Source organism: Mitsuokella sp. oral taxon 131 str. W9106, assembly GCF_000469545.1.
GTDB lineage: Bacteria > Bacillota > Negativicutes > Selenomonadales > Selenomonadaceae > AWVT01.
On sequence record NZ_KI273072.1, the window covers coordinates 22869 to 49797 of the forward strand.

Genomic DNA, 26929 nt, shown 5'->3' on the forward strand with positions numbered 1-26929 from the left:
TTAAGATTTGTGCTAGCAGGAAGCTCCCTCCTCGGAGGGGGCTTTTTTTTGTGCAAGAAGACAGTTCGGATCCGGAAAAGGTTTTTCGCATGAATTGGAGAATAAAATAAAAAGGGTTTGGTTTGCATCGAAGGGGTAAGAAATGAAACTCACGGCGTGCTACATGGTAAAAAACGAGGCGAGGAATCTGCCGCGCTCGCTCGCATCGATTCGGGGCGCATGGGACGAGCTCATCGTCGTCGATACGGGGTCGACTGATGCGACGAAAGAGATCGCTGCATCCTTTGGCGCGCATGTCTTGGATGTTCCGTGGTGCGATGACTTTTCCGCGCCGCGCAATGCTGCGTTGGAGCAGGCACGAGGTGACTGGATCCTCTTTTTGGATGCAGATGAATCGTTTGAGAAGAGCAAGGATCTTCGTGCGCAACTGGATGGATTGATGCAGGAATCCGTCGATGCGTGGCTTCTGCCGCTGAAAAATGTCGAAGAAGGCAGCGCAGGAGCTGCGGCGGGCAATGTGCAGTACCTGCTGCGTCTCTTTCGCAACCGTGCCGATCTTCGCTACAGGGGACGCATCCATGAAAATATTGTACGCAGGGATGCAGAACTTGTATGGAAATACGCGCCGCAGAAATTGCTCCTATTGCATACGGGCTACGCATCGCACATTTCGCGGGAAAAGGCGGAGCGCAATATACGCATTTTGCTGCAGGAAGCGAAGCGCGAAGGGGATGCGGTGACGTATTCCGCTTACCTTGCAGATGCCTATCATGGACTTGGTGAATACGAACGCGCAAAATACTATGCCATGCTTGCCATTGATAACGGCGTCGTGACAATAGGCAACCGCACGGGACTGTATCATCTTGTGCAGGAGTGCATGCGCCATTTGGGTTATCCGTTGGAAGAGCAGCTCGCGTGGGCACAGAAGACGAAAAAACAATTTCAAAACCATCCCGACAGCCTAGCGGAATGCGGCATCGTTTTGAGTTCGATGGGACGATTGGCGGAAGCGAAGAAGAATCTTTCGGCAGCGCTTCAGCACTATGAAGCGAAAGATTACGATAAAGGATACGGTTCGTTTTTTTATGATGGAATCGCCGAACAGATTGCGGATCGCCTAAAGACGATTGCCGTCATTGAAAAAGATGAAGCGGAAGCGGCGCACTGGGAAGCGCAAGCGATGCGGTATAAGAAAAGGCAGAGGGGAGAATGCGAATCCGTGCGGATTTCGGCTTGCTACATTGTCCGTGATGAGGCGGAAGAACTTCGCCGCTCCCTTGAAAGCGTTGCGGGCGAGGTCGATGATATCGTCCTCGTCCTGACGGGAAAGGACAGCGCGGCTGCGGAAGTGGGGCAGTCGTTCGGCGCGCGCTGCCAAACATTCGATTGGTGCGATGATTTTTCCGCCGCGCGCAATGCTGCGATAGAGGCGGCACGGGGCGACTGGATCGTCTTTCTCGATGCCGATGAGTATCTCTCTGAAAAAACGCGCGGCAATCTGCGCAGCATGATCGAGCGCGAAGCGGAGAAGGGGACGCAGCAGCTCCTTTTTCCCATCCGCAACATCGAGGCGGGGACGGGCGAGACGCTGCTCGTGAGCTGTGCGACGCGCGCCTTTGCGCGAAAGGAAGGGCGCGCTTACGTCGGACGCATCCACGAGGAGATCCGCGATGATGCAAAGGGAACGCCGCGTCTCGTCGAGCCGATGCGGCGTATCGCAGAAACGGAGCTTATGCTCATTCATACGGGGTACAGCGCGGCGCGCTCGAAAGAGAAAGCGGAGCGCAACTTGCGGATTCTCTTGAAGGAGCTCGTGACCGCAGCGTATCCGGAATCGCTTTACATGTATCTCGCCGAAGCCTACGACGGCATCGGCGATGCGGAGCATGCGATCTACTACGCGAAGCGCGACCTTGCGACGGGCGGGCATAAGGGCGTCGCCTATGCGAGCCGTTCGCATCGCATCCTCCTGCGCCTTTACGCAGAATCACGGCAGTACGAGGCGCGCATGAAAGTCGCTGAGCAGGCGGTGCACGATTTCCCGGATCTGCCCGACTTTCATGCGGAGTACGCCGAGTGCCTTGCCGACGCGCTCGATTACGAAACGGCGCTTACGGAGTCGGAGCGGGCGGCGAAGCTCGCCGCAGCCTACCATGGAATCGAGCCGAGCATGCTGGACCCGGCAGCGCTTTCCGTGATGGAACGCCGCCGCGCCGTATGGCAGGCAATCTGCGTGCGCGCAGCGGAGATGAAGCTCTTCGCCTGCCTCATCGTGCGCGATGCGGGGAAGGATTTCGCGATTTGGGCGGAAAATGCAAAAGCGTATGCGGACGCGCTCATCGTCGTCGATACGGGCTCGAAAGACGGCACGCGAGAGCGTGCGGTGGAAGCGGGCGCACGGGTCATAACCCTCGCTTGGCAGGACGATTTTGCGGCCGCGCGCAATACGGCGCTCGCAGCCGCAAAAGAGGCAGGGGCGGATTGGGTCACGGTGCTCGACGCCGATGAGACGTTTTTCGATCCTTCGAAGGTGCGCCTCTTTGCTGCGCGCACGGATCTCAGCATGGAGACGATCGATGCCGTGCAGCTTCCGATCCTTCACGTCGATGAAGACGATGGCGGGCGCGAAATCAAGCGACAGCCCTACATCCGCCTGCTCCGCATGGGGCGCGGGCTATTCTACGAGGGGCGCGTCCACGAGCAGCTGAGGAAAGCGGGCGGCGAGCCCGCAATTTGGACGGAGGGGCGGCATCTTTCGATTCGCCATACGGGCTACAGCATGGGGCGCATCCGCGAAAAGGTGCGGCGCAATCTCGCACTCCTTCTGCAGGAAATCGCGGAGGGCGGGAAAAAGCCGTACCATGACCGCTACCTCGCCGACTGCTACTATGGGCTGGGCGACTATGAAAAAGCGCTCGCCCATGCGCGCGCGGCACGCAGGAGTCCTGTGCACTCGATTGGCGCGGAGAGCGATCTCTTCCGGCTCATGCTGGATGCGATGCGGGAACTTTCCGCACCGCGCACGGAGCAAGCTGCGCTTGCGCGCGAGGCGGTCGCCGCCTTCCCCCTCCTTCCCGACTTTTACGGCAGGCTCGGAATCCTGCTCGCGCCTTCTGCGCCCACAGAGGCGCTTCCGCTCCTGCAAAAGGCGATTGCCCTTGCGGAGACGGGAACGGACGGCAAGGAGGCAAGCCAGTTTGCAGACGAGGCGGCAGAGACCCATGCCGCGCTTGCTGCCTGCCACTTCGCGTGCGGCGCGCGGGAAGCGGCGGAGCGCGAGGCGCTCATGGCCATTTCGCTCGATGGGCATGAGGCGCAGGCGCTCGACGTGCTCTGCGCCCTGCATGCGGATGGGGGAGAGGGGGAACTTGCCGCCCTGCTGGTTTCAATCTTAGGCGAGGGAGATGCGGTGCGCCCCTACCTCCTTCGCTTCGCTGAGAGTTATGGGCATATCGCACTCTATCGCCAGCTTTCAAAGGATTGGCAGACGGAATGCGAAATCGGCGCGTTCTACGACAAGGCAAAAGAAGAAGAGGCGGCATCGCTTCTCGCGAAGCTTGCGCCGGAAGCAGCGCAGCATATTCGCGAAGCGCCTGCCGTGCTGCTCATGCTGGAGCGGCAGGAGACGCCAGAAGCGGCGCACCTCGCGCTGCGCCTTGCCGCACTCATGCCGCCGGCGATGCAGGCGCTTTGGCAGGCGTATCGCGGTGCGGATCTCCCGCATGGCGCATGGGCGGATGGCTGGAATCTCTTTGCGCTTGCCTTCGTCCGCTGGGGCAGCGACGCACAGGTCGTGCGCGTCCTGCCGCTCGTGTCCGCGCTTGGCGACGCGGAAAAAGCAGCATTCTTCCATCAGCTCGTCATGGGACGACGATTCGCGGCGGCGGTTTCATCGGCAGGGCTTGTCCCTGCTGATTCGCCTGCCGCGAATGGCAAGTTTTGGTACGATCTAGGACGCGCGTTTTTCGCCATGGATGAGAGGAAGACGGCACGGGAGTGCTGGGAACGGGCAATCTCGCTCGACCCTGCGCACGGCGGCGCATGCGCTTATCTCGTTTGGACGGCGCAGGACGATGGGGAAAAGGAGGGACGCGCATGAGGATCACGGCTTGCTGCATCGCAAAAAATGAGGCGGCGAACTTGCCGCAATGGCTCGCGAGCGTGCGCGGCTACGCCGATGCCATCGTCGTCGTCGACACGGGCTCAACCGATGCGACGGCGGAGATCGCGCGCGCGGGCGGCGCGCGCGTCCTCTCGTTTTCGTGGACGGGCGACTTCGCGGCGGCGAAGAACTATGCGATCGAGGCGTGCGAGGGGGACTGGATCGCCTTTCTCGATGCCGATGAATTTTTCCGCGAGGAGGATGCGCCCACGGTGCGCGTGCTTGTCGCACGGTACGACGCGGAGGAGCACGTCGCGGGCCTTGCGATGCGCCTCGTGAACATCGACCGCGACACGGGCGAGAACATGGGCACGTCGATGGTCGCGACGCGCCTCTTCCGAAACCGCCCGTGGATCCGTTACGTCGGCACCGTGCACGAGAGTCTGCGCAACCTGCGCCCCGCCTTGCCGCAGGAAATGAAGTATGTGGAATCGCCCGTCATCTACCATACGGGCTACTCGCGCGCGATCATTGCGGAAAAGTCGGCGCGCGACCTTGCGATGCTGCTCGCGCGGCAGGAGAAGGAAGGCGTGCAGCCGCTCGACGACTTCCACCTCGCCGACTGTTACTATTCGCTGAAGGACTACGAAAAGGCGGCGCATCATGCGGAGCGCGCGGCGCACGACACGCATCAGCCCGTCGGCATGGAGCAGCGCCCCTATATGGTCTGGGCGCAGTCGCTCATGCTGCTCGGACGGCCCGGCGCGGAAGTGCGCGCGGTGCTCCACGAGGCGGAGCGCCGCTACCCAGAGGCCGCAGCGTTCTTCCAACTGGACGGCATCGCCTGCCGCAGGATGGGCGACTTCCTCGCGGCGGAGCAGGCGTTCCTTTGCGCGCTCTCACTTACGGCAGAGCACCCAGACGACGCGGCGGCTCGGCTCCTGCCGCTGACGTATGAGCATCTGGGGGAGATCGCGCTTAGGAAGGGCGACAAGGAAACGGCGCGCGCGCTTCTCGCCGAGGGGCTTCGCCTCCAGGTGCGCCACGGGCACATGCTCCAACTGCTCGCCGAAGCGTGCGAGGGGCTGGCGGACGCGGATGTGATCGCGCTCCTGAATGGGCTTTTTGACAAGGCGCGCGATGCAGGCTACCTTGCGCAGATGCTCGCTGGGACGCGGCTCGGCCGCGCCGCGCTCTACTATGACCACGCGGCAGGCGGCGTGCTGGGGAGGATGGACCGTCTCCTTTTGGCAGGGCGGCCAGAGCCTGCGGCGGCGCAGCTCGTCGAGGAATTGGAGCGGACCTTTGTCCTCGCGGACGCGGCGCTCCATAGCGCGGGAACGGATGCGGCGCATGGCGTATGGCAGGTGCTCATGCCAAACGAGATCGCGGACGGTGCGAAGGAGAACGAACGGCTCAGAAAGCGAATGGAGCGCACGCGTCTTTGGTACTGCAGCAAAAATGCGTAACGGGAAAGGGAAATCAGGAAGGAAAGCCATTATGAAAGCAGAGAAGGAGCTCGCAGAAGTCTATGCGGCGGCGTACCGCGCGCTCGAATCGCACGATTACGAGGCGGCGCGCATAGCTGCCGGGAAGCTTGCCGCACGCGCGCCGGTCGAGGCGGCAGGCCTTTCGTGCGCGATCGGGATTGAGGCGGGCGAGGCGGAGGCGGCGGAGGCGGCGTGGGAAAAACTTGCAGCCCTCGCGCCGCAGGACGTCTACACGAAATTCCTCGCCGCCCGCATCGCCTTTCTGCGTGAGGATTACGCGCGCGCGCGGGATATCTTGCTGCCCATTCGCGCGGAGAAGGCGAACGATGACTATCAGGAGCGGATATGGAACCTCTACGGACAGTGCGCGCGCATCTTAGGCGATCCAAAGGAGGCGGGGCGTGCCTACCTCCACGCGGCGCGCGCGGCGACGTCCTTGGCGTTTGCCGCGACGGAGTACAGCGACTATCTGTTCAATCTCCACTACCTCCCCACGAGCCTTGCGGAGCAGAGACGGGCGGCAGAGGGATACGGCAGGCTCTTTCATGGCCTGCCGCAGTTTTTCCACGCCTATCCGAAGGAAAAGGAGAAACTGCGCATCGGCTACATCTCGGGCGACCTGCGCAACCACGTCGTCCTGCGCTTTGTCTATGCGTTCTTTTCGCACTGGGACAAGGAAAAATTCGAGGTATATGCCTACGCGAACAACGAGGAGGACGCCTGCAGCCGCCATCTGCAAAAGCGCGTCACGGCATGGCGCAATATCCTAGGGCTGCCGGCAGAGCAGGCGGCAAGCCAGATCTACGAGGACCGAATCGATATCCTCGTTGACTTTTCCGGGCATACGAAGGACAACTGCCTGCCTGTGCTTGCCTATCGTCCGGCGCCCGTGCAGATCTCGGGCATCGGCTACTTCGCCTCGACGGGGCTTCCCACCGTCGACTACTTCCTTTCCGATACGACGCTCGCGGCAGGAGAGGCGGAGCGCGCGTTTACGGAAGAGCTTCTCGTCCTTCCCGCGAGCCATTTCTGCTACACGCCGCTGGAGGATCCCGCATTCCTTCCCGCCGCGCCTTCCGCGAAAAAAGGCTATATCACGTTCGGCAGTTTCAACAACTTTGCGAAGGTCAATGAAGAAGTGCTCGGCGCGTGGCGCGAGATCCTCGCGCGCGTGCCGGATTCGCGCCTCTTCCTCAAGACGGACGCGTTCGATGCGCCCGCGAGCCGCGAAGCGGCGCTCGCGAAAATCGAGGCGGCTGGCATCGACCTCGCGCGCGTCGATTGGCGCGGCGCGACGCGCGACTACCTCGGCGCGTACCGCGCAGTCGACATCGCGCTCGATCCATTTCCGTACCCCGGCGGCGGCACGACGTGCGATGCGCTCTACATGGGCGTCCCCGTCGTGACGAAGACCGGCGAGAGCCTCGGCGAGCGCTTCGGCGCGAGCATTCTCGTAAATCTCGGCCTTTCGGAGCTCGTCGCAGGGAGCACGGAGGACTACGTCCGGCGCGCCGTGGCGCTCGCGGGCGACGCGGAGACGCTCTCGCTCCTGCACGCGAATCTGCGGAGGATGATGGAGCGCTCGCCGCTCATGGCGCACGAGCTCTACGCGTCTTCCATCGCGTCCGCCTATGCGGGCGTCTGGACGGCGTACTGCGGGAAGGCGAAGGCACCGAGCCGTGCAGAAATGCGCACGCTCGCGCAGCGGATGCGGTCGTTTCAGCAGAGGGGAGACATACGGCAGGCGGCAGCAGCCGCCTCGCATATCGTCGCGGGAGAGCCGGCCGATGCATCGCTCCTGAAGGAGGCGGCATTTGCCGCGATGGACGCGGGCGACTCCTCCACGCTTCAAGCGGCGGCAGCCGCGCTTTGCAGCCATGTGCCGAAGAGCGGCATTGCGGCGCTCGCCGAAGCCTTTTCCGCCTCGCTTCGCGGCAGGCACTCCGCGGCGATTGCAAAGGCGAAGCAGGCGATAACGGCGCATGACCTGCCGAAGGAGGAGCGCGGCATCGCCTATCACCTGGAGGCCGAGAGCTACAAGAAGCTCGGCCGGCGCGACAAAGCGGCAAGAGCCTACCTCGCATCGAGCGAGTTGAAGACGGCCGCACAGGGGAAGCTTGCGGACTACAGCAATTATCTCTTGAACCTCAGCTACGGCACGCATGCGGAAGAAGACCTTTTGCGGGCGGCAAAGGGCTACGGTTCGCTGCTCGCCGGCATACAGCCGCTCACGCATGCGAAGGCGGCGCATCGCCATGCGCGCCTTCGTGTCGGCTACATCTCGCCCGACTTCTGCCGCCACGTCGTCGCCTGCTTTGCGCTGCCGTTTTTCCGCCATGCGGATCGGGCGGTCTTCGAGGTATACGGCTACATGCTCGGCGCGGCAGATGCGGAGACACGGGAATTTGCGGCGCTTGCCGACCACTTTTGCGACCTTTCGGCGCTCCCGCCGAAGCGGGCGGCGCAGCGGATCGATGCAGACGAGATCGACATCCTGGTCGACCTTTCGGGGCATACGGGCGGGAATGCGCTGCCGATCCTCGCCTATAAGCCCGCGCCCATCTTGGTTTCGGGCATCGGCTACTTCCGTACGACGGGGCTGCCCGCCGTCGACTATTTCCTCACGGACGAGCACCTTGCGCCTGCAGGCGAGGAGGCGTATTTCACGGAGAAGCTCCTGCGGCTTCCCGAAAGCCATTGGTGCTACGAGCCGCTCGCGGGCTCGCCGCCGACGGCACCTGCGCCGTTCCTAAGAAATGGCTATGTGACGTTCGGCGCGCTCGCCCATTTCGACAAGGTCACGGACGAAATGCTCGCGCTTTGGGGCAAGATCCTCGATGCCGTGCCAGACAGCCGCCTTTACCTAAAGAGCGCCGTCATGGACGATGCCGCACGGCGCGCGCGCGTGGAAGGACGTCTCGCGCAGGCTGGCATCGACCTTTCGCGCGTGCAGCTCGAGGGGCGTACGGGCGACTACCTCACGGCGTATTACGGAATCGACATCGCGCTCGACACGTTCCCGTACACGGGCGGCGGAACGAGCTGCGATGCACTCTACATGGGCGTGCCGCTCGTGACGCTGGCAGGCGAGCACCACCACGGACGCTTCGGACTGAGCCTCCTCGAAAACGTCGGCCTTTCGGATCTCGCCGCAACGAGCGGCGCGCAGTACGTCGGGATCGCCGCAGCGCTTGCAGGGGATGCCCATCGTCTCGCCGCGCTTCATCAGACGCTTCGCCTTTCGATGCGCTCGAGTGCACTCATGGACGGCGCGCGCTACATGATGCGTCTCGAACGTCGCTACCGCGCGATCTGGCGCGCGCATTGCAGCAAAATGGGCGAGCGGGATGCGCACGCGGCAAGCGAGGAGGCGCTCGGCGAAGCATTTTCGGCAGGCGATTGGGAGAAAGCCTCGCGCCTCGCATTCTGGCAGGCGGGGCTTTCACCGCGCCGCGAGGATGCCGAGCGCATGGAGGTCTTTGCCGCGTACGAGCGCAAGTGCAATTGCCGCACCGCGATGCTCGCGGCGGACTGCCTCGAAAAGGAGGGCGCAGATGCCCAGCTTCGCTTCCTGCGCGCTTCGGCGCTCGAACAGCTCGGCGCGCTTCCCGACGCGCTCGCCTTGACGCGCGAGACCTTGCAGATGGCGCACCTCGCGCCCGACGTGCGGCTGAAGCTCCTGCAGCTTGCCGCCTTCACGGCGTTCAAGCTCGGCAATCCAAAGGCACCCGATTACTACCGTATGGTTTTTGAACAGGATCCCGCCGATGTCGATTCGTACAGCTCGGCGCTCTTTGCCTACAATTCCTTTTCGATCAAGGAAGACAATCTCTTCGCGCGCTCACAGCGATACGGCACGTTCTTTGACGGCGTCAGGCCGTATGCGCACGACGGCGCGCATCATCGTCACGAGAAATTGCGCATCGGCTACATCTCGCCCGATTTTCGCTTCCACGTCATGTTTCATTTCTACCTCGCGATGTTTACGGGCTACGATGCGGATGCGTTTGCGGTTTATGCCTACAGCCTTTCGGCGAAACGAGACAGCCGGACGGATATCGTCGCGCGCTGCGCCGATACATTCCGCGACCTTTCGGGCATGTCGGCGGATGAAGCGGCGAAGATCGTCTATGCAGACGGGATTGACATTCTCGTTGACCTGGCCGGCCACACGGCAGGGAATGGCCTGCCAATCCTCGCGCGCAAGCCGGCACCCGTCTTGCTATCGGGGCTGGGCTACATGGCGACGACGGGACTGCCTGCCGTCGACTACTTCCTGACGGACGGCGTCCTCGACCCGCCAGGGGTCAACGAGCGGTATTTCACGGAGCGGCTTCTTCGCCTTACGAGCCATTTCTGCTACAGCGGCGTGCAGGATGCGCTTCCTGCATCCCTTGGCGCGCCGGCAAAGGAGCGCGGCTGGATCCTGTTCGGCTCGTTCAACCACTACCGAAAGATCACGGACGAAATGCTCGCCGCATGGCGGGAAATCCTCGCGCGCGTGCCGGGCTCGAAACTCCTCGTCAAGACGCAGGTCTTTTTCAGCCCCCAGATGGTGCTCGCGGCACATGCTCGCTTTCGCAGGGCGGGACTCGATCTGAACCGCGTGATCTTTGAGCCTGCGACGCTCGATTACATGGAGCGCTACCTCGACGTCGACATCGCGCTCGATACGTTCCCGTACCCCGGCGGCGGCACGACCTGCGATGCGCTCTACATGGGCGTGCCTGTCGTGACGTGTGCCGCGAGCCGCCACAGCACGCGTTTTTCCGCGAGTATCCTCGAAAATGTCGGGCTGGACGGCCTCGTGACGGACCGCATCGCGGATTACATCGACCGTGCCGTCCACCTCGCGGGCGACATGGAGCTCTTGGACGCGCTGCACCAGAAGCTGCGTCCGATGATGCAGGCATCCCCCGTCATGGATGTCGGGCATTACATGGAAGAGCTTGAAGCCGCATACCGAAAGGTCTGGGCGCGCTGGCAGGAAGGACAGGGGAACAAGGCATGACAAAATATCGTATCGGCTATCTTTCGGATGGCTTTTCCAATGAGGATCTGCGCGATTTCCTTCCCGTCTATTTTACGGCGTATGACAAGAACCGCTTTTCCGTATACGGCTACCATACGGGACGCGTGGACGAGGTCACGGCGATGTTCCGCGAGGCGGCGGACGGCTGGCACGACATGGAAGGAAGGACGGCAGCGGAGATCGCCGGCGCGATTCGCGCCGACGGCATCGACATTCTCGTGCAGCTCACGCGCCGCGACTTGCCGCTCTTTGCCGCCGTCCGCGCGGCGAAGAGCGCACCCATCGTCGTATTCGAGCCAGAGGGCGCGTTCTGCTACTCGCCGTTTGAGAAGGTGCTCGAATACGCTGTCTGTGCGCCGTTCCTCGATCGCGGCGCGTTGAAGGCGGCGTACCTTGACGGCAAGGCGGCAGGCGAGATCGACTACGACGCGCTCGACTTCGGTCTCTACCGCCATGCGCCGACGCTTGCGGCACTCTGCTGTGCGGCAGACCACAGCGTGCCGGTCGTCGTCTGCGACGAGGCGGGCTCGCCCGCACTTGCCCGCACGATGGAGGCACTTGGCATGGGGGGGCTGTACACGCGGGAGGAAAGGGATTTTGCCGCCGCCGCGCTGCGCCTTTCGGAGGACTTCGAGGAGATCGCGCACTATCATCGCAGGCTGCATTGGCGGCTTCACCGTTCGGCGATCATGGATGCAGCAGCCTTCATGATCGATACGGAACGGGCGTATAGCCGCCTTTTGGCAAAACGAGAGAAACGAACCAGAAAATCGCTCGAAACGTCGCTCTGTGCAGCAGGGAAAACACGGGATTGGAATGCGTTTCTCGCCGCATTCCACGCGCTTGACGGGAAAGGCAGGATTCCGAGGAACAAGCGCCTCATGGCAGCATGGGCGTACTTTTTCCTGCATGATTTCCTGCGCTGTCTCTTTTGGGCACGGGAAGCGGAACGATGCGGCGAGGAAAAGCCGATTACACAATGCTATCTGCAAAATCATGCACTCATCCGTGCGAAGCGCTGGCAGGAGACCTATGCGGTCTCGCAAAAGGCGCTTGCGCTCGCTGCGCAGGGCGAACCGATGAGCAAGGATATCCGCTTTGCCGTCATGATGAATTTGGGAAGCGCATCGTATCGGCTGGGAAAGCCGGAGACGACCCAGGCGTACATGGAAGCGTATCGCCTTGCGACGCATGAAGTGGATATCTGCAGCTTCTACAGCAGCGTGCTCATGTCGTATAATTTTCAGGACGTGCCGCCGAAAAAAGTCTACGAAAGGCATCTGACGTACAATGATTTGTTCCGGCAAATAAGGCCCTATACGCATGAAGCCCACAAACGAAAGGAGAAGCTGCGCATCGGCTACATCTCACCGGATTTCCGCGCACACGTCATGGCGAGTTTCTGCTGGCCGTTCCTCGCGACGTTTGACCGCGATTCCTTTTCCGTCTACGCCTACAGCCTTGCGCTTGGCGATCCGTACACGGATACGTTTCATTCGCTCGTGACCGTTTGGCGCGATGTTCATGAAAAAACGTATGCGGAAATCGCAAGGCAAATCCATGCGGATGAAATCGATATCCTCGTCGACCTCGCGGGACATACGATGGGGTCGGGGCTTCCCGTGCTCGCGTATAAGCCGGCGCCCGTCCAGGTGTCAGGGCTCGGCTACATGACGACGACGGGACTCAGGACGGTCGACTACTTTTGGACGGATTCCTTCGTGGATCCTGTCGGACAGGGAGACGCCTATTTTTCCGAACATCTCGTGCGGCTCACGAGCCAGTTCTGCTACAACGGGCAGACGAATCTGCCCGCATCGGCAGGGGCGCCTGCGAAGGCGCGCGGTTACATTCTCTTTGCCTCGTTCAATCAGTACACGAAAATCACGGACGAACTCCTCGCGGACTGGGCGAGGATTCTCGCTGCCGTACCGCGGTCGCGGCTGCTTATCAAAACGGAGGTTTTCGCCGATATACCTACTGTGGAAACCGCATACCGCCGCTTCGAGACGGCAGGCCTCCCGATGGACCGCGTGCTTTTCGAGCCGCCGTCACAGGACTACATGTACCGTTATCTCGACGTGGACATCGCGCTCGATACGTATCCGTATCCCGGCGGCGGCACGACCTGCGATGCGCTCTACATGGGCGTCCCCGTCGTCACGCGCTATCGCGAAGACCGGCATAGCACGCGGTTCTCCCACGGAATTTTGTCGGTCATCGGCCTGCCGGAGCTTTCCTCTGCGTCGCGCGAAGGGTATGTGGAAAAGGCAATCGCACTTGCACGCGACGGCGAGCTGCTCGACGCCCTGCATCAGAACCTGCGCACGATGATGCAGGGCTCCCCGCTCATGGATGCGCAGGGCTACATCGACGAAGTCGAAGCGAAGTATCGGATGATGTGGAAGCGTTATGAGGAAGGCCAGCATGGATGAGTTCGCACGCCTTCAAGCGAAGATGAAGCAGGCGTATGAAGCCGGAAAATACTTCGAAATGCTGCGCCTTTTGGATCGGATGGAGCGGCGGAAAGGGCTTTCGCCGGATGCGATATGGGGCATTCACCTCGCGCGCGGCATGGCGCAGTTTGAGCTCGGTGCGACGGAGGAGGCCGTGGCGGCATTTCGCGCCGCCCTCGAGGGGGGCACGAATGCTTCCATCGAGTCGCGCCGCCGTCTCATGAGCAATTATTTGATGTATTTGCACTACCTTTCCGATGTGCCGATGGAGAAGATGCGGGCGGCACATTTTGCCTATGCCGGTCTCTTCCCTTCCATCCGGCCGTTCGTGCATGAGAAGCGGGAGGAAAAGGCGCGCCTTCGCATCGGATACCTTTCGCCGAATCTTACCGACCATATCGTGCTCTCGTTTGCAGTCCAGCTCTTTGTACAGTACGACCGCACGCGCTATGAGGTCGTGCTCTACAGCACGGGGGAGCGAAAGAATGAGGTAACGGAATGGATCGCGGGATTCGTCAACGGCTTTCGCGATATTTCCGCGCTTTCGCCTGAGGATGCCGCCCGCGAAATCCAGGAGGACGGCGTGGATATCCTCTTTGATCTTGCGGGACATTCCGAGGGCGGGAGGACGCTTGAGATCGCGGCGTACAAGCCGGCCCCCATCCAACTTTGCGGGATCGGCTATTTTGACACGACGGGCCTTCCCGCTATGGATGCATTCCTCGGCGACGTTTACTGCGATCCAGAGGGCGCGGATGCGCAGTTTTCGGAAACGCTCCTGCGCCTGCCGCAGAGCCATTTCTGCTTCACGCCGACGGAGCAGCTTGCACATTTTGCGGGGGCGTACCGCCTGCACAGTCCGATCGTATTCGGCAGTTTCAACAACTTCGCGAAGATCACGGACGAGATGCTCGTCGCGTGGAAGGAAATCCTCGCGCGCGTGCCGGGAAGCCGTCTCGTGCTAAAGAACGTCAAGCGGCAGAAAGAACCCGTCCGCTACATGGAGAAACGCCTGAGAAGGCTGGATCTTCCACAGGAGCGCATCGAGGTTCGCTGCGCGACGCAGGACTATCTGCGCGAATACCTCGACGTGGATATCCTGCTCGACACGTATCCGTACGTCGGCGGCGGCACGACCTGCGAGGCTCTCTACATGGGCGTGCCCGTCGTCACGCGCTACGGCGCGCGCCACGGCTCGCGCTTCGGGCTTGGCCTGCTCGAAAACATCGGTGTGGGCGAGCTCGCCGCGCCGACTGCCGAAGCGTACATCGAACGCGCCGTCATGCTCGCGAATAGCCCCGATCTCGTCGCCGCGCTCCATGCGAACCTGCGGCAGATGATGGAACAGTCGCCCGTCATGGACGGAAAAGGCTATACGCGTTCGGTTGAGGCGGCGTTTGAGATGCTGTGGGAAGAATGGCTTCATGGCGGAAAAAGGGAGGAGGGTTGATTTGAGCAAGAACGATATTTTTTCCATGGCAGATTTTTTGGTGGAGCAGGAACCGATGCTGTTTGATCCCGCGCGCCCGAAAGAGGATGAGAACAGCGAAAAAGAAATCGCGCAAACGCTTTTGCGCTGCCAGGAAGCACCGGTCGTTGCCTCCTTTCTCGCGCTGCAGGAAGGGGACGCACGGCGTGCTATGATGTATTTCTCGTTTTGGATTCGCTACTGCAAACGGTTTTTGGGGAGCAAGATCTCCATGGAACCGTGTTATCATATTGTTGCGTTATTCTTGCGGCTCGGGCATTGGCAGGTTGCGGAAGATTTTGCGCGCGAGCATATTGCGGCGCAGCCATCGAATGAGGACGCAATGTTCTTTTTGGGCGTTGCGCTGCTCGGAAAAGGCGATGCAAAAGGGGCTTGTGCGGCATGGGAAAAAGCATTGGAACGCAAGCATAGCTTTACGGAAGCCAAGCGCAATCTCGCATACCTCGCGGCGGGCGGACGTGACGTACGGCAGCTTCCGTGCCGAATCCCGCATGAGGACCTTATGTGCGCATCGGACTGCGACGGCTTGGACTTTCCCGTCTTTATCAATTCGCGTGACCGCGTCGATTGCCTGCGCCAGCTTGTCGAATGGCTGCTTGCGGCGGGGCATCGGCGCATCGTTATTCTCGACAACGATTCGGATTATCCGCCGCTTCTCGCATATTACAACGAATTGGCGAAAGAGGATGCCGTGCACGTTGCGTATTTGCATAAAAATGGGGGACATACGGCGATTTGGGATTCGGGCATACTGGAGCAAATGAATGTGACGACGCCTTACGTCTACACGGATTCCGACGTCGTTCCGACGGAGGAATGCCCGCCCGATGCCGTGCGCCATTTCTTCGGGATTTTACGGCGCTATCCGTTTCTCGACAAAGTCGGATTCGGTCTTCGCCTCGATGATTTCCACGGGGCAGGGACAGAGCCCATGAAAGCCCATGAGCGAAAGTATTATCGCTATCCGCTTGAGAAAGACGTTTATTTTTCCCAGATCGATACGACGTTTGCCTTGTATCGAAATGTGCGCCATTACGTGATCGGCTTGACGGCACGCACGACTGGAGCTTATATGGCACGCCACCTTCCGTGGTACAAATCGTATACGGTCTCGTCCGAAGATGAGCGGTATTATCGTGCGCGCGCTTCAAAAAGCTCGACCATGGCCCGAATGGATCAAGGTGAGGCTTTGAGGACGCCGGGCGGCGGATTCTTTTAAGCACAGATGCAAAAATCGTTTTAGTGTCAATAAGGAGAATCGTTTTGGGAAGAGCAGGCAGGAAACGAAGAAGGAGAAAGAAAAAAATGCAGAACACGAACACGTACACGCCAAATGAGATGAAGATGCGCGAGCTCATGGAAAAGAAGCAGTACGCGCGTGCGCTTGAGATGCTTGCCGAGATCGTCCGGCAGAAGGAAGTGAAGCCGGAATTTCTCTATGACGGCGCCTACGCCTACTTCATGCTCGGCGATTACGACCGTGCGGCGGACTGGGTCACGAATACCTTGACGTATGCCGGCATGAGTGTCAAGGCACGTCTGCTCCTCGCCCGCATCTGCCTGGCAAAGGGGCGCACGGACGATGCAATGGAGCTTCTGGAATTCCTGCTGACAAAAGAGGCAGCACAATTAGACGCTGCGAAAAAGAATGAGATCCGCATGATCGGATCCTCGCTCGCCTACCGCGATACGGCACGAACGCATCGCGATTTCCCGGCACTCGGCGCGTTCGTTCTCGGCGCGCCGCAGCAGGCTGTGCAGGCGCAGAATACGCCGGGCGCGGGGAATGCACCCGCAGGAGCATCGGACGCAAAGCGCCTGCTCGCCAAGCTCAAGCAGAAGATCGCACAAACGCAGGGGAATCTGCCGAAGGGCATTGCCGACCCAGTTGGCACGGCGACGGCATCGGTGCCTGCTGCGCCCGTATCGTCGCCTGCGCCGATCGCGCCCGCTGCAATACCTGCCGCAGCGCAGGAATCGGACGGTCCCGACGCGGCGGCACAGGCGCGCAGCATCCTCGCGCGCGACATTCCGGCACGCGAAAAAGTACGCATCCTGACGCAGTTTGCGGGCGGCTATTACACGGCACATGACCCCGCGCGCGCAGAAGCGATGCTCGCCGCTGCGCTCCGCGTCGATGTCTCGGACTGGACGCTGAGGAACATGGCGCTCGTGCAGGCGGATCTCGGCAACAAGGAGAAGGCGCTTGCCTTTGCCGCGCAGATGAAGCGCACGGATTTTTTGCTCCTGCACGTCCTGCGCGATGTCTGAGCCGCGCGTGAAGACGCCGTACGTCTACACGGATTCCGACGTCGTGCCGCAGGCGTGCTGCCCAAAGGACGACGGGCGATCTTATGGTTCCTACGATGCGGATGTCTCCGCTAAGATATTGATCTCGGTCGAAAAGTACTTTGTGCGATGGCAGGTCGATGTGTGGCAGGACGGCGTGCAGGTCTTTTCCCATACGTTTGATCCGACGGGGGCGCGTGTTCACTTCGTTTTCGCGAGCCGCTGTATCGGCGATACGATCGCCTGCATTCCCTACTTAGGCGTGTTCTGTGCGCGCTACGGCGTGCGGGCATCCTACGCATGGCGTGCCACGGCTGTTTCAACGACCCGCGCTGGTACTGGTCGGAAGATCCGTGCCATTTGGGAAGGGAAGAACCGAACCGCCTGATGGAATGCCAGCGCACGATTACGCCACGCATGGTCATGGAAGCGGTCACGCGCCTCGTGCATGACCGAGAGAGGGGGAGCGTATGATAAGGTATCCGCAGATCCTGCCACCGAAGGCGCGCACAGTCGTCGAGCTCGGCTGCGGCGACGGCACACTCGGCGCCGCGTTCAAGCGCATTCAGCCGGCGTGCCGCTATTTCGGCATTGACAGTTCGTACGAAAACGTGCGCGAAGCGGCACGCCGGCTTGACCGCGCGGCGGTCGAGCCGCCCGCCCCGGTGGATCTCTCGCACTACGGGCTCTCGGACATCGATTGTATCCTATGCCATGCGCCGTACTGGCAGGGGGCGGATCTGCAGGCGCTTTTGGCCGCGTATCGGCAGATGCTCTCCAAGGCGGGGCAGATCGTGCTTGCGATGGACCTGCAGTATCCCGTTTCGGCCATCGCGCCGTTGCTCGCATCATTTGGTCCTGCCATCGGGCAGGATACCGACGGCGTGCGCTACATCCGTCTCTTTTGCGGCGCTCAGGCAGTGCCGCTCGGTATCCGCACGCTGACGTACGACCCCGCTTGCGAAAACATCCGCGTCCGCCTGCCGAACGGCTTCATGCAGACGGATCCGGGCATCCTGATCGAGGAGGAGACGTTTGACGAGCAGTTGTGCTTCGATCCCCTTCCGACGCAAGAAAACGTGCTCTTATTCGAACGCCTGTTTATCACGAACATCGAGCATCCGCTGATGGACTTAAACCGCGCGGCCGCGCAGCATCAGGTGCTCGTGCACGAGTTCGACGACCTGCCGTACTGGGGCGCATTCTACAAGCGCAATCTCCACGAGGAGACGGACTACATCGCCTTTCGCGGCGTTCACGCTGTGCAGACCTCGACGCCGGCACTCGCCGATTACTTTCGCACCTATAATCCATACGTGCTGACCTTTCCGAATATGCTCATAGAGCTTCCGGAGGCGCGCTCTTTTGACCCGCGTGCGGAGGTGGTCACGATCTTCTTCGGCGCGGTCAACCGCGAGGCGGACTGGCAGGCGATCATGCCTGCGATCAATGCGGCAATCGCGCGTTACGGCACGCGGCTCCGCTTCAAGGTCACGGCGGATCGGAAGTTCTTCGACGCGCTTCAGACGGAGGCGAAGGAGTACGTCGGAGGTGCGTACAACGAGGGAAAGTTTGCGCCGTACGAACTCTACATGGAAGCGATGCACGAATCGGATCTCGCGCTGCTGCCGCTCGGCGATACGGAATTCAACCGCATGAAATCCGATCTTAAGTTCATCGAGGCAGCAGGAAATGGCGCCGTCGTGCTCGCCTCTCCGACGGTGTACGAACGGACCGTGCGCGATGGGCGTACGGGATTCCTCTACCGCAGCCCGCAGGAGTTTTCGGAGCTTTTGCGCATCTTGGTCGAAGATCCCGTGCTTCGCTATGAGACGGCGACGCTCGCTTATGATTATGTCAGGCGGAACCGCCTGCTCGCACAGCACTACGAGGAGCGCATCCATGCCTATCGCGAGCTTGCCACGCATTTCGAAATGCTTGAATCCGCACGGCAGGCGCGCATTGCAACGTACTTATAAGAACAGAGGATGCGCCGAGGAAGGCGGCAGTCGTGCTCAGCCTAGTTCGCAGGGAGGTGCGTTTTTTGGCGAAAGAAATCATTTGCTACCATACGAACCGCTCGCATGTGGCGCTGCGCCCGAATATGGTAAGTCTCGCCGACGGCTTCCGCGCACTCGGCTGCGCCGTCACGGAATGTGATCTCGACAACCGTGCCGATACGGATGCGTGCTATACGCGGCTGCTGTCAGACGGCAATGCGATCGCTTTTACGGTCGGCAACAATGATCTTGGCATGGTACTGCACGATGAAAATGGCGCGCCGTACTACCCCTATGATGCGATCGACACGCCGCACGTGTCCGTCATGCTCGACGTGCCGTACAACCCTTGCGTGACGGGCTTTGATACGCCGTGCCGCCACCATATAGCAACGCTTCTCGACCGTCATGTCGCGCCCATATTGCCGCTTGCATGGCCGAAAAAGCGTATGGCAGGAATCTTTCTGCCGCTCGGCGGCACGCAGGCACTGACAGAAGATCAGGCATTCAGTGCCGCGCGTCCCTACGACGTGGTCGTCAGCGGCGTATTCCCGAGGGGCGAAGCGTGGCCCAGGCGGCGCTGGCATGAGGAGGGGCTTCCCGCTGCCGCTTGCTCGATCTTGGATGAGGCGGCAGACCGCTTGGAACTTGAGCCGAAAAATAGCTGGGACGGGGTTCTTGATGTGCTCGCGGCGCGGGGCTTTTCGTCGGATGTTTTCCGGCGCCGCATGATCCCGTATTTGCCGCTCATGCAGCGCTATATCAAGCAGTATCGGCGCTTGAAGGCGGTCGAATTTCTCGTCCGTGCGGGCATCACGCCGGATGTCTTTGGCGATGGCTGGGAGGGCGTCCCGTTTGCGGATGGCCTTCGCCTGCACGGTCCTGTGCCCTACGAAGAAATGCTCGCGATCATGGGAAAGGCGAAGGTCGTCTACCAGGATAACGCCGAGTTTGCGAACGGGGCGCATGACCGCGTTTTCACAGCGATGCTGAACGGCGCCGTCGTCGTCAGCGAGGAGAGCACCTATCTCGCGGAAGCCTTTGAGAATGGCAAGGATATCGTACTCTTTGATTGGAAGACAGGCGCTGGGCGCGTGGCGGAATCGGTGCCCGTGCTGATCGCCGATGAGACGCTCCGCTTATCTTTCGCGCTGCGCGCCTACGGCAAGGCGAAAGCGCATCATACATGGCGAAATCGCGCAGCGCGCATTGCGGAGGCAGTGGAACTCCTATACGGTGTGTGACGGTATGGGCGCATGAAAAGGAGGTGCAGCAGTGCGGCATTCACTCGGCGATTTGAAGCGTGCATACGAGGCGGCGGATGCCGCCTTTGACACGGAAGGCCGCGCGGCGGCAATGGCGGAAGCCTTTCGCATCATCTGCGGGACACCTTCCCTTGAAACGAGCGAAGCGGGGGCGTTTTTCGCGCGAAAACCGAAAATTTTCCTGCTCGCTGCCATTTCCTTTCTCGTGCGGGAGCGGCCAAAGGAAGCGCTTTATTACCTTGGGCTGCTGGATGAGGGCGTACTTGCGAGGCCCGCATGGTTCCCCATGTATGGCTACTACAAGGCATGGGGCTATGACCTGCTCGGTGATTCGGCACGTGCAAAGGCGTATCTCATGCACCATCTGGCGCAGTTCAAGGGCGATGAAATGGCGCGTCAGAACCTCCTCGCGCTCGGCGCAGGAGCGCCGCGCAGGTGGTTCGATGCCTCTCCGCTCACATCTGTGACGGGATCGTATGCCGACATACCGATCTTTATCAATTCGCGCGACCGCCTTGGCACTCTGCAGGATCTCATACTGCGCCTTTTGGAGCTTGGGCAGCGGACGGTCATCGTACTTGACAACGGCTCGACGTATGCGCCGCTCCTGCACTACTACAGGGAGATCGAGAAACGCGGCATTCGCGTCGTCCGCCTGCCGAATCTCGGCCATCGCGCCCTTTGGGACAGCGGCGTGCTGCGTACGCTTGGCGTAACGGGCGCGTATGCCTATACGGACTCGGACATCGCATTGGGCGAGGGCTTTCCGAAGGATTTCATGCGGCGGCTGCTCCTGTGCCTTTCGAAGCATCCTTATCTTGTGAAAGCGGGGCTTGCGCTTGAATACCGCGATATCACATTCTATGACCGCGAGAAGATTCAGGCCATCGAATCGAAGCTGTACGAGATACCGCTTGCGAAAGATGCGTATTTTGCCGATGTCGATACGACGTTTGCCGTCTACCGCGGAAGCATCCGGCACTATGTGCGCGGCCCATCGGCACGTCTCGCAGGCGCGCTCACGGCACGCCACCTGCCTTGGTACTACGACGAGACGAACCGCCCCGCTGATGAGACGTACTACATGGAGCATGCGGAGGCATACTCCTCGATGAAGGGATTTCAGCAGATGAGGCAGCAGCAAGAACAGAAAGGAACAGGGACATGACACAGGCGGCAGCGAGCAGGGGAGACGGCGTGACGAGCATCGTCATCCTAAGCTACAACACGCTCGATTACACGCGGCTCTGCATCGAGAGCATCCGTACGTATACGGAGGCGGGGACGTATGAGATCCTCGTCGTCGACAACGGCTCGCATGATGGATCGGCTGAATGGCTCAAGGAACAGGCAGATATCCTGCTCTTCTGCAATGCGGAGAACCGCGGTTTCCCCGGCGGATGCAATCAGGGGATGCGGGCGGCGATGGGCGACAGCCTGCTGCTCTTGAACAGCGATACGATCGTCACGCCGAACTGGCTCGGCAATATGCGCCGTGCGCTCTTTTCCGCGCCCGATATCGGCGCGGTCGGCTGCGTGACGAATCGCTGCTCGAACGAGCAGAAGATTCCCGCTCCGTACGAAAGTATTGAAGAGATGGAAACGTTTGCGGAAGCGTTCAACGTATCCGACCCCGCGAAATGGCACCCGTGGTTCATGCTCGTCGGGTTCTGCTTTCTTATGAAGCGTGAGGCCTACATCGAGGTCGGCGGCTTTGACGAACGCTTCAGCCCCGGCAACTACGAGGACGATGATCTTTCTGTCCGCCTGCGCATGGCGGGTTACGATCTCCTGCTTTTGCAGGATACGTTTATCCATCATTTCGGCAGCGCGTCGTTTGGCAGGAAACAGAACGTGAGCGAGGCGGAGCTGCAGCGCAAACAAGAGGCCTACGCTGCCCTTTTACAGCGCAATGCGGAAAAATTCGTTCGGAAGTGGGGCGTCGACCCGAAGTCCTACCGCACGCGCTATACGGTGGAAGCGGTACTGCCCGACGAACTGCCGCAGGGCGCGCGCGTCACGCTCGTCGGCTTTTCGCGCGGCATGGAGCTCTACCACCTCGGCGCGCATTGCCCCGAGGCGACCGTCGTGGGCGTCATCGTCGGCGCGCCGCCGGAAGTCCCCCTGTCTAGGCGCATTTCCGTCCGTCGCGTCGAGCAGTTCGCGGATGCGCCGGATGCCATTGAACCCGCCCAAGACTACATCATCGTGCGCGACGCGCTGAATGGCGATGCGGAATCCTTGTGCAGGCGGCTCTGCGGCAGGCTGAGGATCGGCGGCAAGCTGCTCGTGCCCAACGGCGGCGGCATGCGCGAGTTCAGCCGCACGAGCTGATGAGGGAGGAATAACGATGGGGTCGAATTGGATGGATTTGGCGCAAGGCGCGGAAAAGAAGGGGCGGTTCGGCCTTGCCGAGCTGCTGTTTCAGCGCGCGGAGGCCTCGGCGGACGATGCGGCCTACCGCGCCTTTGATGCGGCGCAGCGCGCGGGGGCATCGGCTATCCTCGCAGCCATCTACAGCGAATGTGCGTCGTGCATGGACGGCTCGAACCTCGTTTTCCTCCTGCGGCGCACGGCGATGCTTGCCGCGCTCTTGGAGCAGAATTTTGACTCTCGTGCAGGCGCGGCCGTTGACGCGGTTTCAGCTGCGCTGTACGAGGAGCTCCAACGCACGGAGCGCCTCGTATTTTGCCTCGCCTTTCAGCAGGGCTGGTCGCTCTTAGCGGACGAGACGGCGCAGTTTCCAGACGACGAGCAGGTGCATATCCGCGCCCTCTGCAGGTGCGCCATGGGCGCGGTGCGGGGCATCGCGGAGCCGCCGCTCGTGAGCGTGCTGATCCCCGCCTACAACCTTCCCGATCTATTCGCGCGGACAATGCGAAGCGCGGCGATCCAAGACTGGCCGAATCTTGAGATCCTCGTCGCGGACAACAGTACGAACGAGGAGACGGCGGCGGAGATGGAGCGCTACGCGGACGACCCGCGCGTGCGCTACATCCGCAACCGCACGGCAAGGACGAAGGCGGAGAACTTCGCCGTATTCGAGCATGAGGCGCGCGGCGAATACCTCCAATGGCTTATGCAGGACGACATCCTGCTGCCACAGAAGATCACCTGCATGGCGCGGGCGCTCATGGATAATCCGCAGATTACGCTCGTCGGCTCGCAGCGTGCCTTCATCGACGCACGCGGAATCCGATGGCCCGAGGAGCGGATGCAGAAGGTTCGCCCCGACTTCGGCATCACGGACGCGTACGCGAGCTACGACGGGCACACCATCGTCCGTGCCATGCTTACGCGCCTGCAGAACCTTATCGGCGAGCCGCCTTCTGTGCTGTTCCGAAGACGCGATCTGATCCACCACTACTGGCGTGCGGAGTCGCGCGGGTATCGCGTGATCTCCGATGTCGTCATGTGGATGGAGCTGCTTGAAAAGGGAAACCTGCTCATGTTCCGCGATGCGCTCTCTTGCTACCGTCGGCATGGAAAACAGGAAGGACAACGAAGCGATATACTGATCGAGAGCCGTCTCGAATGGTGTCGCTTGCTCGACGCGTATCGCGCGCGTGAGAACTTCTTTGAGGCAGCCGAGGTGCAGAGCGCATACAGGAAACTCATGGCAGATTATGAAAGTGGCATGAAAAAAGTCAGCCAAAGGATCGGCGGCCCGCTCAGCGCGGCGTACGAAAAGCGAATGAGCGAAATACGGCAAATACTTGCTGTTCTGGAATCAAAATGAATGGAAAAGAGGAAACGATTATGATCAGCATGATTCTTGCTGTACATAATAATTTGTCGTATACGCAGCATTGCGTGGCCGTGCTGCAGGATAATTTCGCGCCCGATGAATACGAGCTCATCGTCGTCGATGACGGCTCTGCGGACGGTACGGCAGAATGGCTCAAGGGAAATGGCGTGCAGTTCCTTCGGCATGAAGAGGCGAGAGGGATCGCTGCCGCGCGCAATCTCGGTGCATCGGCGGCAAAGGGCGACGCGTTTCTCTTCTTGGAAGCGGACGTGTGGCTCACGCATGCAGCGCTTGAGGAAATGGTTGCCTGTGTGAACCGTGATGCGCGCGTCGGCATAGTAGGCTGCCTGTCGAACTGCGATGAATACGGCTGCGGCTTGTTCCAGGATGCAGCAGATTATGAAGGCTATGAGGGATATAAGGCCTTTGCGCAGAGGGTGGCAAATGATGCGCGACAAAGCGCCAAGCGGGATTGTCCCGCCATATTTGCAACTGCTTTTGCCATGCTCATCACGAGACCGGCATGGTTTGCTCTTGGCGGATTTGACGAAAGCGCGTGCGGCAAGTCGGTGGGAGCAGACGTCGATTTCTCACTCCGTGCTTGGCAGGCAGGCTATCGCGTGGTACGTGCAAAGGGAGCTTATGTGCACCGTATACGTCCCGTATGGAATGGGACTGCAGAAGGGCTCGAGCAGGAAACGATGTGCGGAAGGATGTGGTTCAAGCAAAAGTGGGGCTTTGAAATCAACTATTCGTGCAACGTCCGCACGGAGCTTTTGCAGTTTGTCCAGCCAAAGCAGGCGAGTCCTTCCGTGCTTGAAGTCGGCTGCGCCTGCGGCGGCAATTTCATGCTGCTTCGCGAAAAATTCCCGGATATCACGTGCTGCGGCATTGAACTCGATGACCGGTCTGCTGCGGTCGCGAATTGTTTTGGGCAGATCTTCAATATGGACGTCGAGACGCTCGATATGCCGGCGTGGGAAAATCAGTTTGATGCGGTCATTCTGGGCGATGTCCTTGAACACCTGTATGATCCGTGGCAGACGGTGCGCCACATGTACCGTGTGACGCGTCCTGGCGGGCGCATCATCGTGAGTGTTCCGAACATCACACATATCTCGATTTTCGATATGATGTTAAGCGGTCAGTGGAAATATGCGGCTGCGGGTATCCTCGATCATACGCATCTTCGGTTCTTTACGCAAGCGACGGCAAAAGAAATGGTCGAATCCGCTGGCTACCGTGTCGTGACGCTCGCGTCCGTCTCGGTTATCGAAGGAGAGGAACAAGAGCGGCTCAAGGAAATACTGCGGCCGCTTCTTCGGGCGGATGCCCCTTCGTATCAGCTCGACGCGTACCAGTGGGTCATCGTCGGCGAGAAGGCAGAGGCATAAGGCCTTGCACGCGTGAGAGGAGGTGCTGCATGGAAGCGAATCGAATCGCGATTTTTGCGCAGTGCGGAGCGGACGGCACGTCCAGGATGCGCGAATACGTTTCTGCGCTTCGCGTGCCCGAGGGCTGCGAGGTGGACTTCGAGGAGGTTCCGTTTACGGAGCATATCGCAGCAGCGTATCAAAATGCCATGAAGGCATCTTCGGCGAAGTATAAGATTTACCTGACCGAAGGAAGCGTGCTGCTCCATGAAGACATTCTCGCCGACATGCTCGCGGTATTCCGGTCTGACGATTCCATAGGTCTCATGGGGATCCTCGGCGTGAAGCAGCTTTCGGCGAGTGCCCTCTTTGCGCGCTCTTTCCCGATTGAGGGCGGACGCGTGCTCTTTTGGGACGGCACGCATTTCGATGGCGTCCCGCCGGCGGCAGATGTGACGGACGTGATGGCGATCAGCCGCGAATGCATTGCGACACAGTACGACGTGGCGTGGCGCGCCGATCTCTTTGCGAAGGATTGCTTTTGGGCGGAGGCGCAGTGTGCAGAGTTTCGCCGCAGGGGCTATCGGACGGTAATCCCTCGTCAGGAAGAGGAATGGCTGCTTGCGGCGGGAAAGTCGCCGGACGCTGACGAACCGAGCCGCAGGACATTCCTCGATGCGTATTCGGCGGGGCTTTATCCGCTCGTTTCGATCATCATTCCGACATTCGAGCGCCCGCATTACTTCCGTCTCGCACTCGAAAGCGTGCTTGCACAGACGTATCGGAATCTCGATATTTTCATCACGGACAATTCGCATGACGAGAAAACGGCAAATATGATGGCGCGCGACTTTGCAGGCGATCCGCGTATCCATTATGAACATCATGCGGACTTTGACGCGGCCGGAAATTGGATGCGCGCAATGTCTTATGACAATCCGAATGCCGCCTACGTCAACTGGCTTATGGATGACGATCTCTTCCTGCCGCAGAAGATTGAATGCATGATCGAGTATTTCCTGCAAAACCCGGATGTCAGTCTCGTGACGTCGTATCGTCAGCGCATTGATGGCGAAGGGAAGCTCCTCGTGGATTCTCCAGACACGGAACCGTTCGTTTTCTCGACGCAGAAGCTGGACGGCAAAATGGTCGGACGCGAGATGCTTCGCCGCTGCACGAATTTCATTGGCGAGCCGACGACAGCCCTCATAAAGAAAGCGTGCATGAACGGCACGCGTCTTGGCTGGACGGGGCGGGAAGGGAAGTATCTCATCTCGGATTTTCCGACATGGCTCAATCAGATGGAACACGGGAATCTCGTTTACATACGAGAGGCGCTCAGTCAGTTCCGATATCATGACGGCAACGATTCAGCGCGTCCGCAAACGCTTCTTTGCGGTTCGATCTGCTGGGCCATGATGATCCAGGAGGCCATTGGACGCGGTGTTTTTTTGGCCGATGAGACGGTTCGGCGTGAGGCCATTGTAAAATGGCTTTACGACGCTTCGTTTACGATGAAACTCATGACGCCGTATCCGCAGGTATGGGCAATGGAAATATGCAAGGACTATTACACCGTTTTTTCCGCGATGGCGGATGCGCTGGGCCATGGCTTGCAGCCGCATTTTGAAATGGACACGCGCGTAGATCTATGAGGCTCGCAGGGATTTGAAGAAGGGGGG

At 60.4% G+C, this 26929-nt stretch carries 15 protein-coding genes; all 15 read left to right on the plus strand.

The genetic code is table 11. From position 1 onward, the window contains the following. Positions 1-142 precede the first annotated feature (142 nt). The 15 genes from HMPREF1985_RS09880 to HMPREF1985_RS09950 all read left to right on the plus strand — a co-directional run bounded on the left by HMPREF1985_RS09880 (position 143) and on the right by HMPREF1985_RS09950 (position 26902). On the plus strand, positions 143-4102 hold the full coding sequence (locus HMPREF1985_RS09880; RefSeq protein ID WP_021772472.1) for a glycosyltransferase: 3960 nt from the start codon (positions 143-145) through the stop codon (positions 4100-4102). Beyond that, positions 4099-5574, plus strand: coding sequence for a tetratricopeptide repeat-containing glycosyltransferase family 2 protein (locus tag HMPREF1985_RS09885; protein ID WP_021772473.1), 1476 nt, complete (start codon positions 4099-4101; stop codon positions 5572-5574). Before HMPREF1985_RS09880 ends, HMPREF1985_RS09885 begins: the two co-directional genes overlap by 4 nt. A 31-nt stretch (positions 5575-5605) precedes the next feature. Next, the gene (locus tag HMPREF1985_RS11370; RefSeq protein WP_040637619.1) at positions 5606-10606 is read left to right on the plus strand and encodes an O-linked N-acetylglucosamine transferase, SPINDLY family protein; all 5001 of its coding nucleotides are present in this window, start codon (positions 5606-5608) and stop codon (positions 10604-10606) included. Then, entirely contained in the window at positions 10603-13062 is a 2460-nt protein-coding gene (locus tag HMPREF1985_RS09895) for an O-linked N-acetylglucosamine transferase family protein (RefSeq protein WP_021772475.1), read from the plus strand. The genes HMPREF1985_RS11370 and HMPREF1985_RS09895 overlap by 4 nt, the downstream gene beginning before the upstream one ends. Next, complete coding sequence (locus tag HMPREF1985_RS09900) at positions 13055-14533, plus strand: O-linked N-acetylglucosamine transferase, SPINDLY family protein (protein ID WP_040637621.1); 1479 nt, start codon at positions 13055-13057, stop codon at positions 14531-14533. The genes HMPREF1985_RS09895 and HMPREF1985_RS09900 overlap by 8 nt, the downstream gene beginning before the upstream one ends. A 1-nt stretch (position 14534) precedes the next feature. Beyond that, complete coding sequence (locus HMPREF1985_RS10885; protein WP_051349112.1) at positions 14535-15791, plus strand: tetratricopeptide repeat protein; 1257 nt, start codon at positions 14535-14537, stop codon at positions 15789-15791. A gap of 86 nt (positions 15792-15877) precedes the next feature. Then, complete coding sequence (locus HMPREF1985_RS09910; protein ID WP_021772478.1) at positions 15878-16843, plus strand: tetratricopeptide repeat protein; 966 nt, start codon at positions 15878-15880, stop codon at positions 16841-16843. Continuing rightward, positions 16836-17249 (plus strand): hypothetical protein, encoded by a 414-nt coding sequence (locus tag HMPREF1985_RS09915; RefSeq protein WP_021772479.1) that lies wholly within the window; start codon positions 16836-16838, stop codon positions 17247-17249. Before HMPREF1985_RS09910 ends, HMPREF1985_RS09915 begins: the two co-directional genes overlap by 8 nt. A gap of 82 nt (positions 17250-17331) precedes the next feature. Beyond that, a complete protein-coding gene (locus tag HMPREF1985_RS09920; RefSeq protein ID WP_021772480.1) occupies positions 17332-18840 on the plus strand; it encodes a glycosyltransferase family protein in 1509 nt (502 codons plus the stop codon). Positions 18841-18905: 65 nt separating this feature from the next. Further along, positions 18906-20105: a glycosyltransferase family protein gene (locus tag HMPREF1985_RS09925; RefSeq protein ID WP_040637622.1), complete on the plus strand. Its 1200-nt coding sequence runs from the start codon at positions 18906-18908 to the stop codon at positions 20103-20105. 31 nt (positions 20106-20136) lie between these two features. Continuing rightward, positions 20137-21294 (plus strand): hypothetical protein, encoded by a 1158-nt coding sequence (locus HMPREF1985_RS09930; protein WP_040637623.1) that lies wholly within the window; start codon positions 20137-20139, stop codon positions 21292-21294. Next, the gene (locus tag HMPREF1985_RS09935) at positions 21291-22460 is read left to right on the plus strand and encodes a glycosyltransferase family 2 protein (RefSeq protein WP_021772483.1); all 1170 of its coding nucleotides are present in this window, start codon (positions 21291-21293) and stop codon (positions 22458-22460) included. Before HMPREF1985_RS09930 ends, HMPREF1985_RS09935 begins: the two co-directional genes overlap by 4 nt. A 16-nt stretch (positions 22461-22476) precedes the next feature. Beyond that, positions 22477-23865, plus strand: a complete 1389-nt coding sequence (locus tag HMPREF1985_RS09940) for a glycosyltransferase family 2 protein (RefSeq protein WP_021772484.1) — start codon at positions 22477-22479, stop codon at positions 23863-23865. Between the two features lie 20 nt (positions 23866-23885). Beyond that, the gene (locus tag HMPREF1985_RS10890) at positions 23886-25268 is read left to right on the plus strand and encodes a glycosyltransferase (RefSeq protein WP_196805401.1); all 1383 of its coding nucleotides are present in this window, start codon (positions 23886-23888) and stop codon (positions 25266-25268) included. 29 nt (positions 25269-25297) lie between these two features. After that, on the plus strand, positions 25298-26902 hold the full coding sequence (locus tag HMPREF1985_RS09950) for a glycosyltransferase family 2 protein (RefSeq protein ID WP_021772486.1): 1605 nt from the start codon (positions 25298-25300) through the stop codon (positions 26900-26902). Positions 26903-26929: the final 27 nt, after the last annotated feature.

Bases quoted from the DNA above. Each gene is read 5' to 3' on its own strand.
- HMPREF1985_RS09880 (WP_021772472.1), top strand. From the start codon at position 143: ATGAAACTCACGGCGTGCTACATGGTAAAAAACGAGGCGAGGAATCTG.
- HMPREF1985_RS09935 (WP_021772483.1), top strand. From the start codon at position 21,291: ATGACACAGGCGGCAGCGAGCAGGGGAGACGGCGTGACGAGCATCGTC.
- HMPREF1985_RS09920 (WP_021772480.1), top strand. From the start codon at position 17,332: ATGATAAGGTATCCGCAGATCCTGCCACCGAAGGCGCGCACAGTCGTC.
- HMPREF1985_RS09895 (WP_021772475.1), top strand. From the start codon at position 10,603: ATGACAAAATATCGTATCGGCTATCTTTCGGATGGCTTTTCCAATGAG.
- HMPREF1985_RS09940 (WP_021772484.1), top strand. From the start codon at position 22,477: ATGGGGTCGAATTGGATGGATTTGGCGCAAGGCGCGGAAAAGAAGGGG.
- HMPREF1985_RS09885 (WP_021772473.1), top strand. From the start codon at position 4,099: ATGAGGATCACGGCTTGCTGCATCGCAAAAAATGAGGCGGCGAACTTG.
- HMPREF1985_RS11370 (WP_040637619.1), top strand. From the start codon at position 5,606: ATGAAAGCAGAGAAGGAGCTCGCAGAAGTCTATGCGGCGGCGTACCGC.
- HMPREF1985_RS09950 (WP_021772486.1), top strand. From the start codon at position 25,298: ATGGAAGCGAATCGAATCGCGATTTTTGCGCAGTGCGGAGCGGACGGC.
- HMPREF1985_RS09900 (WP_040637621.1), top strand. From the start codon at position 13,055: ATGGATGAGTTCGCACGCCTTCAAGCGAAGATGAAGCAGGCGTATGAA.
- HMPREF1985_RS09915 (WP_021772479.1), top strand. From the start codon at position 16,836: ATGTCTGAGCCGCGCGTGAAGACGCCGTACGTCTACACGGATTCCGAC.
- HMPREF1985_RS10890 (WP_196805401.1), top strand. From the start codon at position 23,886: ATGATCAGCATGATTCTTGCTGTACATAATAATTTGTCGTATACGCAG.
- HMPREF1985_RS09910 (WP_021772478.1), top strand. From the start codon at position 15,878: ATGCAGAACACGAACACGTACACGCCAAATGAGATGAAGATGCGCGAG.